Source organism: Halomonas sp. Cn5-12 (assembly GCF_021532545.1).
Lineage (GTDB): Bacteria > Pseudomonadota > Gammaproteobacteria > Pseudomonadales > Halomonadaceae > Vreelandella > Vreelandella aquamarina.
In genome coordinates this window covers 43,342-55,591 of sequence record NZ_JAKGAY010000009.1, presented here as the reverse complement: position 1 = coordinate 55,591, position 12,250 = coordinate 43,342, and the positions used below count along the sequence as shown (strand labels likewise).

The 12,250-nt window shown below is 59.5% G+C and carries 8 protein-coding genes; 5 read left to right on the top strand and 3 right to left on the bottom strand.

Going from position 1 to position 12,250, the window contains the following annotated elements:
- Window positions 1-2: 2 nt before the first annotated feature.
- Window positions 3-920, bottom strand: coding sequence for a metal ABC transporter solute-binding protein, Zn/Mn family (locus L1249_RS07315; protein WP_044628194.1), 918 nt, complete (start codon window positions 918-920; stop codon window positions 3-5).
- Window positions 921-1,211: 291 nt separating this feature from the next.
- Between L1249_RS07315 and L1249_RS07310 the strand changes: the two genes are divergently transcribed.
- The 5 genes from L1249_RS07310 (at window position 1,212) to trpC (ending at window position 8,321) form a co-directional block, all read left to right on the top strand.
- Entirely contained in the window at window positions 1,212-2,948 is a 1,737-nt protein-coding gene (locus tag L1249_RS07310) for an NADH-ubiquinone oxidoreductase-F iron-sulfur binding region domain-containing protein (RefSeq protein ID WP_235253471.1), read from the top strand.
- The gene (gene fdhF, locus L1249_RS07305; protein ID WP_235253470.1) at window positions 2,945-5,761 is read left to right on the top strand and encodes a formate dehydrogenase subunit alpha; all 2,817 of its coding nucleotides are present in this window, start codon (window positions 2,945-2,947) and stop codon (window positions 5,759-5,761) included. The genes L1249_RS07310 and fdhF overlap by 4 nt, the downstream gene beginning before the upstream one ends.
- Window positions 5,762-5,847: 86 nt before the next feature.
- Window positions 5,848-6,453, top strand: a complete 606-nt coding sequence (locus L1249_RS07300; protein WP_058577632.1) for an anthranilate synthase component II — start codon at window positions 5,848-5,850, stop codon at window positions 6,451-6,453.
- 36 nt (window positions 6,454-6,489) lie between these two features.
- Entirely contained in the window at window positions 6,490-7,509 is a 1,020-nt protein-coding gene (gene trpD / locus L1249_RS07295) for an anthranilate phosphoribosyltransferase (protein ID WP_044628137.1), read from the top strand.
- Window positions 7,510-7,517: 8 nt separating this feature from the next.
- Window positions 7,518-8,321 (top strand): indole-3-glycerol phosphate synthase TrpC, encoded by an 804-nt coding sequence (trpC, locus tag L1249_RS07290; RefSeq protein WP_044628136.1) that lies wholly within the window; start codon window positions 7,518-7,520, stop codon window positions 8,319-8,321.
- Between the two features lie 42 nt (window positions 8,322-8,363).
- Here the strand turns inward: trpC and ydiJ are convergent, their stop codons facing one another.
- Together ydiJ and L1249_RS07280 are read right to left on the bottom strand one after the other, a co-directional pair.
- Window positions 8,364-11,465 carry a D-2-hydroxyglutarate dehydrogenase YdiJ gene (gene ydiJ, locus L1249_RS07285; RefSeq protein ID WP_235253469.1) on the bottom strand — a complete coding sequence of 1,034 codons (3,102 nt, stop codon included), beginning with the start codon at window positions 11,463-11,465 and terminating at the stop codon, window positions 8,364-8,366.
- Window positions 11,466-11,553: 88 nt separating this feature from the next.
- Window positions 11,554-12,144, bottom strand: coding sequence for a DUF4202 domain-containing protein (locus L1249_RS07280; RefSeq protein WP_137094475.1), 591 nt, complete (start codon window positions 12,142-12,144; stop codon window positions 11,554-11,556).
- Window positions 12,145-12,250: the final 106 nt, after the last annotated feature.

The following is a 12,250-nucleotide window of genomic DNA, read 5'->3' as shown; positions in this document are numbered from 1 at the left end:
GCCTACTCCTCGGCCCTGGCACCTCCCAGCGCTTCATGCAACAGCTCGGCATTGTGGCGCAGCATTGCCGGGTAGTTGTAGGCGGGGCCATCGGTATCACTCAGCGTATCCACATAGAGCGGGCCTGCTAGCGTAAGGCCAGCCTCTCGCGCTAGGGCATCCATATGGATATAGGGCGTCGTGCTTTCATAAAACAGCGCGGGCGGACGTTTGTCGGTTAAGCGTTTGCTCATGATTTCCATAGCCTGGGCGCTGCCCAGTGTCTCGCTGCCTAGGCCCCAAATCGCGGCATACTCAAAGCCGTAAGCGTGGGCAAAATAGCCAAAAGCCGCTTCACTGGTAGTGAGTATACGATTGGTTTGCGGAATCCCCTCCAGGCGCTCTTTTATCTGCTGGTCGAGTAGGGCAAGCGCCTCCCTGGCTTGCACCGCTCGAGCCTGAAAAGCGGCTGCTTTGTCGGGATAGCGTACGCTTAGGGTGTGAGTGATTACCTCGATATAAGCGGCAGCTCCTTTGGGGTCCATCCACATATGGGGGTCCGGATTGCCTTTATGCTGACCCACTGGAATCGTCAGCGGCGCATAGTTGGCGCTTTCGGCCAGAGCCATTAGCGTTAGCGTGTCGTTGGCCATCGCTTCTACATGACGGATCCATGGCTCTAGCCCGTGGCCGTTGTAAAACACAATATCGGCTTCTTCCACTGCAAGTACGTTAGGGGGCGTCAGCTCCCAGCGGTGAACATCATCGCCCACCGGTACAATCGTCGTGATGCTGATATCATCGCCTGCGACACGCTTGACTAAATCTTCGATGACCGAAAATGACGCTATCACTTTAATCGAAGTGGCCGCGAATGCCTGGGGGGTGATGAATGTCGCCACTAATAAGAGCGTGATTATCCAGGGTGTCCGCTTGTCCATACCACGCTCCTAACCTATTAAAATGACGGCAAATCATAAAGAGTGTCCTGCTTTGTTGCTAGAGCCATTGCCGCGCTTTGCTTTAGAGCAAAGCGTAGTGCCAACTCCTGCAAACGAAGTGGTTTCACCCACGCCTGTTAACCTCTATGCTTTAAAAAAATGCCGCTTAATAACGACATGGTGGACAAAATAGCTACTATCTATGTTCGCCTAGCCCTAAGCCTAGTCCTCTTTTGACAAGCGTAGCTTTTTTTAAATCACTCTTTTGAACAGCTTTCTGGATAGCGTGTCATGACCTCTCAAAATGGTATATCCTCTCGCCGCCGCGGGTACCCTAAAAGGCGTGATGTAGCACCTGTCGCACTGGCGGCGCTGCGTGACCTGTTAGGCGATGAGCGCCAGACGCCAAGCCTGAAGCGTCGCGACCTGTTGATAGAGCATCTACACGCCATTCAGGATGCCCACGGCCACTTATCGCTTGTGGAACTGCGCGCCCTGGCAGCCTATATGAACCTGCCCATGGCAGCGGTGTACGAGACGGCGACGTTCTATGCCCATTTCGATGTGGTGCACGACCACCAAGCGCCCCCGCCGGATACCACAATTCGCGTCTGTGATTCTCTTTCCTGCCAATTAGCGGGGGTCAGTGCGCTACACAAAGCGTTGGAAGCCCGCGTCGATCCTGACTGTGTACGGGTGATTCGTGCGCCCTGCATGGGCCGCTGCGATACCGCGCCGGTGGCAGAAGTGGGCCATCACCATGTGCTGTATGCCACCGCAGAAGGCGTCGAAGCCGTGGTGGATACCGGCCACTTTCATCCTGAAGCGATTTTGTGGCAGCGGCTTGACGCCTATCAGCAGGCAGGTGGTTATCAGTTACTGGCCCATGTGAGCAGCGGTAAGATCAGCATTGATGAGGTGCTGCAGGCGCTTGAAGCGTCGGGCCTGCGAGGCTTGGGAGGCGCGGGCTTCCCTACGTTTAAAAAGTGGCAGGCGGTGCGCCAAGCCGCCGGGCCGCGCTACTGCGTGATTAACGCTGATGAGGGCGAGCCGGGGACGTTTAAAGACCGCTACTATTTAGAGCGCGCGCCGCATCAGTTTCTTGAGGGCGCGCTGATTAGCGCTTGGGCGATAGAGGCCGAGGCGCTCTATATCTATCTGCGCGACGAATACCCCGGCCTTCACCGTGTGCTCCATGAAGCGATTGCAGAGCTTGAGCAGTCGGGCATCGTCGCGCCTGGATTCATCATCATGCGCCGGGGTGCGGGCGCTTATATCTGCGGTGAGGAGTCGGCGCTGATCGAATCCTTGGAAGGCAAGCCCGGCAAGCCGCGCCACCGCCCACCTTACGTAGCCCAGCAGGGGCTGTTGGGCCGCCCCACGCTGGTCAATAACGTTGAAACCGTTTATTGGATTCCTGCCATTTGGCACAAAGGGGCTGAGTGGTTTGCTGGGCATGGGCGCAATGGTCGACGAGGCCTGCGCAGTTTTTCTGTCTCCGGGCGAGTGAACAAGCCCGGCGTGTACTTGGCGCCAGCAGGCATTACGCTGCGCGAGTTGATAGAGGAGTATGCAGGCGGCATGGCGGAAGGGCATAAGCTTGCCGCTTACCTGCCCGGCGGCGCCTCGGGTGGCATTCTGCCCGCCAGCAAAGCCGATGTGCCGCTGGATTTCGACACGCTGCAGGCGCACGGCAGTTTTATTGGGTCAGCGGCGATTATCGTGCTGTCTGAGCAAGACAATCTTCAGGCGGTGGCCACCAACCTGCTGGCTTTTTTTGCCGATGAGTCCTGCGGGCAGTGTACGCCTTGCCGGGTAGGCAGCGAGAAAATGCTCAGCTTGCTAGAGCAACCCACATGGGATGTGCAGGCGCTCACTCGACTGGCACAAGTGATGCAGGACGCCTCGATTTGCGGCCTGGGGCAAGCGGCTCCAAATCCTGTATTGGGGCTACTCAAGGATTTCCGCCCTGCGCTCGCCCAGCAGCAGATTATCGTCAGCGATGCCGCTGAAGGGAGTGCACCATGACCGCTTCGTTCACTATTGTCTTGGATGATCAAGAAGTCACTGCCTACCCAGGAGAAACCCTTTGGCAGGTAGCCAAGCGCGCTGGAGAGGCCATTCCCCACCTCTGTTTTAAAGATGCGCCCGGCTACCGCGCCGATGGCAACTGCCGTGCCTGTATGGTGGAAGTGGAAGGCGAGCGAGTGCTGGCTGCAAGCTGTATCCGCGAGGTCAAACCCGGCATGGTGGTGCGCAGCGCCCACTCGCCCCGTGCCATACAAGCGCGTGAAACGGTATTGGAACTGCTGATGGCCGACCAGCCCAGCCGTGCTCAAAGCCCTGACCGCTCCAGCCACTTCTGGGAAGTAGCCGACCAGTTAGCGGTCGACGAAGCGGCCGTTAAGTCGTGGCTGCCGCCACGCCGCAAAGCAGCCGTCAGCCATGCAGCGGCTATGCCTACGGTGAGCCAGCCAGATACCAGCCACCCGGCGATGCACGTCAACTTGGACGCCTGCATTACCTGCAACCTGTGCGTGCGCGCCTGCCGCGAGGTGCAGAGTAACGATGTCATCGGCATGGCGCAGCGGGGTGCTGCCGCCACCGTGGTATTTGATTTTGCCGATTCGATGGGCCAAAGCACCTGCGTGGGCTGCGGCGAGTGCGTGCAGGCGTGCCCTACCGGCGCGTTGATGCCCGCCACCGTGGTCAATACCGCAGGTCAGGGCGATTCTCAAAGCCAGCGACAGGTGGATTCCGTGTGCCCCTACTGCGGGGTGGGCTGCCAGCTGACGTACCATATTAACGACGATGCCCTGGCCTATGTGGAAGGGCGCAACGGCCCCGCTAACCAGAACCGCCTGTGCGTGAAAGGCCGGTTTGGGTTTGATTACGTGAGCCACCCGACACGCCTGACCAAGCCGCTGATACGCTTACCGGGTATTCCTAAGGCGCTCGACTCTACCTTTGACCCTGCCAATCCATTTAGCCACTTCCGTGAGGCCAACTGGGACGAAGCGCTGGAAATCGCCGCGGGCGGCCTAATGGCGATTAAACAGGCGCAAGGCCCCAAAGCGTTGGCGGGCTTTGGCAGCGCCAAATGCTCTAACGAAGAGGCGTGGCTGTTCCAGAAGTTGGTGCGTACCGGCTTTGGCAGCAATAACGTGGACCACTGCACGCGGCTTTGCCATGCCAGCTCCGTCGCGGCGCTGATGGAGTGCTTAGGCTCTGGCGCGGTGACCGCTTCGTTTATGCAGGCGCTGGAAGCAGACGTGGTTATCCTCACCGGCTGCAACCCGGCAGTGAATCACCCCGTGGCGGCGACGTTCTTCAAGCAGGCAGCCAAGCGGGGTACTGAGATCATCATTCTCGACCCTCGCGGGCAGTCGCTGGACGCTTACGCCAGCATGAGTGTGCGCTTTACACCGGGGGCAGACGTGTCGCTGTTCAACGCGCTGCTCCACGTGATCATCGAGGAAGGCCTGTATAACCAAGCCTACATCGACGCCCACACCGAAGGCTTTGAAGCGCTCAAGCAGAGCGTGGCTCAAAGCACACCGGACGCCATGAGTGCGCTGTGCGGCGTAGCCCCCGACACTATTCGTGAGGTGGCGCGCCGCTACGCCAACGCCGAGAAAGCGATGATTTTCTGGGGCATGGGTATTTCTCAGCATACCCACGGCACCGATAATGCCCGCTGTTTGATCTCGTTGGCACTGGCCTGCGGCCACACCGGTCGCCCCGGCACAGGCCTGCACCCGCTGCGCGGTCAAAATAACGTGCAGGGTGCCTCGGATGCGGGGCTGATTCCCATGGTGCTGCCGGACTACCAGCCTGTGGGCGATAGCCAGCTGCGTGCCGCGTTTGAAGAGCTATGGAACACGCCGCTGAGCGATGAGCCTGGGCTGACGGTGGTGGAAGTGATGAATGCGATTCACGCAGGCGAGGTGCGTGGTATGTACATTGTGGGTGAAAACCCAGCGATGTCCGACCCGGATCTTACCCACGCCCGCGCCGCGCTGGGTAAGCTTGAGCATTTAGTGGTGCAGGATCTGTTTATCACTGAAACTGCCCAGTTCGCCGACGTCATTCTGCCTGCCTCTGCGTGGCCCGAAAAAGACGGCACCGTGACCAACACTAACCGCCAAGTACAGCTGGGCAGGGCGGCATTACCATTGCCAGGAGACGCCAAGCCGGACTGGTGGATCATCCAAGAGATCGCTAACCGCTTTGGGCTGGGCTGGCGCTATCAGCACCCGCAAGACGTGTTTGCCGAAATGCAGCAGGGAATGCACTCGTTCAACCACATTAGCTGGGAGCGGCTAGCGCGGGAGAGCTCCGTCACGTATCCCTGCCCATCCGAGGACGCCCCTGGCCAGGACGTGGTCTTTAGCGACGCCTTTCCGCGCGCTGGCGGGCTGGCGAAATTCGCCCCCACGCGCCCGCTACCGCCGGACGAGCCGGTGGATGATGATTACCCGACGGTACTGACCACCGGCCGCCAGTTGGAGCATTGGCATACGGGCTCCATGACGCGGCGTGCTCAGGTGCTCGACGCCCTAGAGCCAGAAGCGGTCGCCAGCCTCTCACCGGGCGAGCTCAACCGTCTGGGGGTAGTACCGGGCGAGAAGCTCACCATTACCACGCGGCGAGGCACAATAACGCTGACCGCCAGAGTGGACGATAAAATCCCCGATGGGATGGTCTTCGTGCCGTTTGCCTACGCCGAGGCCGCCGCCAATCTGCTCACCAACCCGGCCCTGGACCCCTACGGCAAAATACCCGAGTTCAAGTACGCCGCCTGCCGACTGGAGCGGGCAGCAGTGTCGCAGCCCCACTAAGCGCGCGCTGCCCCTGCAAGGAGCGTCTGGGTTGGGGTATCATCTCGCCTGTGCGGTTTTATTTATGTGATGGAGTAAGCGGGGCGATGGCGCAAGCGCAGGCAGTGCAACGGGTGTTGATGCTGGATAATTACGACAGCTTCACGTTTAACATCGTCCAGTACCTTAGTGAACTGAATGCCGAGGTGGTGACCTACCGCAACGATGAGATTACCCTGGAGCAAATGCACGCCCTGGCGCCTACCCATCTGGTGATTTCGCCCGGCCCGTGTACGCCCAACGAGGCGGGCATTTCGCTAGCGGCCATCGAGCATTTTGCGGGCAAACTGCCTATTTTGGGCGTTTGCCTGGGGCATCAGGCCATCGGCCAGGTGTACGGCGGCAAAGTGGTGCGGGCACCCCAGGTGATGCACGGTAAAACCTCGGCCGTGGTACACCGTGGGCAGGGAGTGTTCAGCGGGCTGGAAAACCCGTTGGAAGTGACGCGCTATCACTCATTAGTCGTTGAGCAGGAGAGCCTGCCCGACTGCCTGGAAGTGACCGCCTGGACCGCCGAGGATGACGTAACGCCCGGGCTGATCATGGGCTTTCGTCATCGTACCCTTGATGTGGAGGGGGTACAGTTTCACCCTGAGTCGATACTCACGCGCCAGGGCCATGCGTTATTGGCCAATTTTTTACAACGCGGCTGATCGCCAAATTCATACGCTTTAGGGGCTTTCCTGCTCATGCAAATGCGAGACGCAATTAACGCGGTGATGCGCCGCGAAGACCTCTCTTTCAATGCGATGCACGCACTGATGCGCCAAATCATGACCGGCGAAGCCTCCGACGCGCAAATTGGCGGCCTGCTGGTGGGGCTGGCCATGAAAGGCGAAAGCGCTGAAGAGATTAGCGCCGCCGCCCAGGTGATGCGCGATTTAATGAAACGCGTCGAGCTACACACCGAGAACGTGGTGGATATCGTCGGCACCGGCGGCGATGGCGCGAACCTGTTTAATGTGTCCACGGCGTCTAGTTTTGTGGCCGCCGCTGGCGGTGCCCATGTGGCTAAACATGGCAATCGCAGCGTCTCCTCTTCTTCTGGCAGCGCTGATTTATTCGATATTGCCGGCATCTATCTCGACCTCAAGCCTGAACAAGTGGCGCGCTGTATTGAGCAGGTCGGCGTTGGCTTTATGTTCGCACCTAACCACCACCCCGCCATGCGCTATGCCATTGGGCCACGGCGGGAAATGGGCGTGCGTACGCTGTTCAATATTCTTGGCCCGCTCACCAACCCCGCCAGCGCGCCCAATCAAGTGTTGGGCGTGTATTCTGCGGAGCTGGTGCCGCTGATGGCCGAGGTATTGCGCAAGCTGGGTAGCCGCCATGTCATGGTGGTGCATTCTGAAGATGGACTGGATGAAATCTCTCTGGCAGCGCCCACTCTGGTGGCAGAGCTAAAAGATGGCGAGATTACCCAGTACACCATTACGCCGGAATCCCTGGGCATCGAGCGCCAAAGCCTCGCCACCCTTAAAGCATCCAGCGCGGAAGATAGCCTGCGTTTGGTGAAAGCCGCACTTAGCGGTGAAGGAGCGGCGGCAGATATGGTGGCACTCAACGCCGGGGCGGCGCTCTACTGCGCGGGCGTGGCCGATAGCTTGAAAGAGGGCGTGATGGTGGCCCAGGATGCCCAGGCCTCCAAACTACCGCTTGAGAAGCTCCGAGAGCTTTCGCACTTCACTAGTGTCTTTAAAGGGTAAAACTTCCAATGAGTGACCAGGCAACGCCGACTATTTTAACGCGCATTTTGGCCCGTAAAGGCCAGGAAGTTGCTGAGCGTCAGCAGGCGGTATCTGAGGCTGATCTGCTCGCGCTGGCGGAGAGGCAGAGCGCGCCCCGTGGCTTTATTGATGCATTGAATCAGCGTATTGCGGTAGGCGACGCAGCAGTGATCGCCGAGGTGAAAAAAGCCTCGCCCTCTAAAGGCGTGATGCGGGAAGAGTTTCACCCAGCGGATATTGCAAAAAGCTACGCCCAGGGCGGCGCAGCGTGCCTTTCCGTGCTGACTGATGCCGACTTCTTCCAGGGTCACGAGGATTACCTAATTGCCGCTCGCGATGCCTGCGACCTGCCGGTGATCCGCAAAGACTTTATCACCCACGGTTATCAGGTCACCGAAGCGCGTGCCATCGGTGCGGACTGCATCCTATTAATTGTGGCGGCGCTCAATGACGCTCAGTTGCGCGACCTGAACCAGCAGGCCAACGCATTGGGGATGGATGTGCTGGTGGAAGTTCACGATGCAGAGGAGCTAGAGCGGGCTCTGGCGCTGAACCTAAAGCTGGTGGGTATCAATAACCGCAACCTGCACACCTTTGACACCAGCCTGAATACCACCTTGGACCTGCTGCCGCGTATCCCTGAAGGCGTGACCGTGATTACCGAATCCGGCATTCACACGCGTGATGACGTAGAGCTAATGCGTGACCACGAGGTCAATGGCTTTTTGGTGGGGGAGGCGTTTATGCGCGAAGAGGACCCTGGTTTGGCCCTCAAACGGCTGTTTTTCTAAACGCCCACACGGATACTAGCAAGCCCCAGCAGGCCAGCCGCGTTAGCGGCTGGCCTGTTTGATACTGGTCAGCAGAGCTTGCAGCGGGTGGGGCAGGGTTTGCGCTGAGTAGCGCTTCACCTGACTGCGGCAGGAGTAGCCGGTGGCCAGTAGCTTACCGCTGTTCTCCTCTGCTTCGACCTGGGGCTGCCACGACTGAGCGTAGATTGTTTTGGAGGTAGCGACGTTACGGGTCTCATGGCCGTAGGTGCCGGACATGCCGCAGCAACCGGTAGCCATCAGCTCAAGCTCTAAACCAAACGCCGCAAACACCTGCTGCCACGCTTTTGGGCTGCCCGGCGCGTTGGTTTTTTCGGTGCAGTGGGAAAGCAGCTTAAAGCCTGGGTCTTTGAGCGTTAGCTGGCCGGGGGAGAGGGTGTTGACGCGGGTGGCTAGCCACTCCTGCAGCATCAGTACGTTCGGCACTTGCTCAGGGCCCAGCGCTTTGACGTACTCCTGGCGGTAGGTCAGCGTCATGGCGGGGTCGATGCCCACCATGGGCACCTCGAACTCACTAAGCGCGCGAAGGCGTTTGGCCTGCTTTTCTGCCGTGCGCTCAAATGCACCCAAAAAGCCCTGTACGTGCAGCGGCTTGCCGTTGGCGGAAAAAGGCATGACAAACACGCGCAGGTTTAGCCGCGCTAGCAGCTCTACCACATCCATCACCAGCTTGGCTTCAAAGTGGGTGGTGAAGGCGTCTTGCACAATCACGACGCTGTTGGCCCGCTGCTGCTCGGTGAGTAGCGCAAGCGATGTGGGCGTGGCTTCCGCAACGCCCCAGGCGCGCAGCTGCTTTTTCACGCTAGCGCGAGATAGCGCGGGGGAGTCGCTAATGCCGAGCCCTTTCTGCATGAGTTGCTCTACCCAGCGCTGGCCAAGGGCGGCGTTATACAGCGGAGCCATCTTGGTTAACGCGGGCAGCATAAATTCAGTGCCGCCAATCACGTAGTCGCGTAGCGGGCGCAGATAGCGGCCGTGATACACCTCTAAAAACTGTGAGCGGAACTGCGGTACGTTGACTTTGATCGGACACTGGCCCGCGCAGGACTTACACGCCAAGCAGCCCGCCATGGCGTCGTAGACTTCATGGGAGTAGTCGTGGTGCTGCTGGCGGCTAACGGTGTTCATCACCCGCTTGGGGAAGCTTTTAATAAAGCCCCAGCTGCGCTCGGCTTTCTTTTTGCGCGACTCTTCCACCACGTCGATGCCCGCTTGCGACTGCAAGCGCAGCCACTCACGAATCAAGCTGGCGCGGCCTTTAGGGGAGTGGCGGCGGTCGCGGGTGGCCTTCCACGAGGGGCACATGGGGTCGTCCACATCGTAGTTGTAGCAAGCGCCGTTGCCGTTGCAGTACACCGCTGCGTCATAGGCCTGCCAGGCCCGCTCGTCAATGGTGCGGTCGAGCTGGCCTCGCATAGGAACACCATCGACGGTGAGCAGTTCCGGGTCACTCTCCTTCGCAATCAGCGTGGTAATTTCAGAAGGTGACGCGATCTTGCCAGGGTTGAGCTGGTTGTGCGGATCGAAGGCCGCCTTGACCTGCTGCAGGCAGGGGTAAAGCTCACCGAAAAACTTCGGCCCGTACTCGGAGCGCACGCCTTTACCGTGTTCGCCCCACAGCAGCCCGCCGTACTTCTGGGTGAGCGCAGCGACTTCATCAGAAATCTCGCGAATCAACGCTTCCTGGGCGGGGTCTTTCATATCCAGCGCCGGGCGAACGTGTAGCACCCCCGCATCCACATGGCCGAACATGCCGTAGGAGAGCTTGCGTGCATCCAGCGCGGCGCGGAACTCGGTAATGAAGTCGGCCAAATGTTCCGGCGGAACGGCGGTGTCCTCCACGAACGGCAGCGGACGTTTCTCCCCCTGAACGTTACCCAGCAGGCCCACCGAGCGTTTGCGCATGGCGTAGACTTTCTGGATCTGCGAGCGGCCTTCCGCCAGGGTGTAGCCTAGCCGCTCCACGGTGGCATCCTGGCTCAGGTGCTGGGTAAACGCTTTTACACGCCCTGCGAGCTGTTCCGGGTCATCGTCGTTGAACTCGATCAGGTTGATGCCCTGAATGGGCGTGCTGCCCGCCGGGAAAAATTCCGCCACGCTGTCCCAAACGAAGTCTTCCATCGCTAGTTGCAGCACGGTGTCGTCCACGGTTTCAATGGACGTTGGCTTCGCGCTGCTGGCCATCAACGCTTTGGCATCCCGCAAGGCATCCATAAAGCTCGGGTAGCGCACGTTGACCAGCGTGGAGTGCTTGGGGATCGGCAAGACGTTGAGCACGGCTTCGTTTAAAAAGCCCAGGGAGCCTTCCGAACCGCACAGCAGGCTATTCAGGTTGAGCTGGCCCTCTTCGCGCAGATGCGCCAAGTCGTAGCCGGTCAAACAGCGGTTGAGCGGTGGGAATTTTGCCTCAATCAGTTCGCGCTGTTGGTCGATAATCGTCGCGGCGGTGCGGTGTACCTTGCCCAACACGCCTTCCTGGGCCAGCGCCTGCTGCTCCTCTTCTGCGCTAAGTGGGCGGCTATGCAAGTGCTGGCCGCCGAGAAGGACGGTATCCAGCTCTAACACGTGGTGGCGAGTTTTGCCGTACTGGCAGCTCCCCTGGCCGCTGGCATCGGTAGAGATCATACCGCCAATGGTGGCGCGATTCGATGTCGATAGTTCGGGGGCGAAAAACAGCCCGTGGGGCTTCAGCGCGGCGTTGAGCTGGTCTTTGACCACGCCTGCCTGTACCCGCACCCGGCGGGCTTCCACGTCAATCTCAATGATTTGGTTCATATGGCGGGAGACATCCACCACGATGCCATCGGTCAGCGACTGGCCGTTGGTGCCGGTGCCGCCGCCCCTTGGGGTCAGGACGATATCCCGGTGGGGCAGCTCGGAGGCGAGCTTGGCAAGGCGCTCTAAGTCTTCGGCGTGTTTCGGAAACACCGCCGCCTGGGGAAGGCGCTGGTAAATCGAGTTATCCGTCGCCAGCACAGTGCGGTTGGCGTAATCCGGTGCTATTTCACCTTCGAACCCGCGCGCGCGGAGGTCTTCGATAAAACGCACGTAGTGGCTGCCAATTCGTTCGAAAGGGGCCGTGCGAGAATCCAAGGATGCAATCATAGGAGGTTGAGCCGTCACTGCTGGAAGCGGATAGGGGATAGCGCTACTTTACCGCAGCTACTGCGGCGGTGCATCTTGATGGGGCATCTCAGTGGCTGTCTAACGCCTCTTTGACGAGCGTTGCACAGGCGTCGTTCATGGGCAGTGTCAGGGCCAGCGCATGCGCTTGCGGCGACATCTTGCCCCAGGTCTTTTGCACAATGCGCACCATGTGCTCGTGCTCCACCTTGCGGGAGAAATCGGCGAAGTAGTTTTCCAAGAACACTAGGCAGGCGCAGTCCTCTAGGGCTTGAACATCGCTATCTCGGCCCAAGCCTTGCTTGCGAATCATGCTGGCGACGCGTTTGGCCTCCTCTTGGGAATAGCCCGCCTCTTCCATGATCGCTGCCGTGGTATCGCCTGCCTGGGCACTTTGGTCCCGCCGCCAAGTTAAGTAGCCAATACGACCTTCTGGGTAATCGCTTCGCGGCAGCTGCCAGCGCTGCAGATGCTGGGCGCGCACGGCAATGCGCAACAGTTCGCTCGGCGTCTCCTGCAGTCGCTCTAGCCACTGGCTCATACGCTGGGCATAGATAAGTTCTTGTGGCTGAGAAGTGCCATCTGCGAGAGTGGTTGGCCGTGGGTCTTGAGCATGGAGCGCATCAATAGCGGCAAGGGTGTGTTCAAAGGCAGAAGACATATCGGCTCGCTTGGTTCAGTGGTCAGAGTGACATCCTAGCAGCTTGTAGTTCGGTATAAAAAAGCGCCCGCTACCAAGGGCAGCGAGCGCGAGGGATAGCCTAATC

Coding starts and splice junctions, on each gene's coding strand:
- fdhF (WP_235253470.1), top strand. CDS start 2,945: ATGACCGCTTCGTTCACTATTGTCTTGGATGATCAAGAAGTCACTGCC.
- L1249_RS07310 (WP_235253471.1), top strand. CDS start 1,212: ATGACCTCTCAAAATGGTATATCCTCTCGCCGCCGCGGGTACCCTAAA.
- L1249_RS07315 (WP_044628194.1), bottom strand. CDS start 920: ATGGACAAGCGGACACCCTGGATAATCACGCTCTTATTAGTGGCGACA.
- trpD (WP_044628137.1), top strand. CDS start 6,490: ATGCAAATGCGAGACGCAATTAACGCGGTGATGCGCCGCGAAGACCTC.
- trpC (WP_044628136.1), top strand. CDS start 7,518: ATGAGTGACCAGGCAACGCCGACTATTTTAACGCGCATTTTGGCCCGT.
- L1249_RS07300 (WP_058577632.1), top strand. CDS start 5,848: ATGGCGCAAGCGCAGGCAGTGCAACGGGTGTTGATGCTGGATAATTAC.
- L1249_RS07280 (WP_137094475.1), bottom strand. CDS start 12,144: ATGTCTTCTGCCTTTGAACACACCCTTGCCGCTATTGATGCGCTCCAT.
- ydiJ (WP_235253469.1), bottom strand. CDS start 11,465: ATGATTGCATCCTTGGATTCTCGCACGGCCCCTTTCGAACGAATTGGC.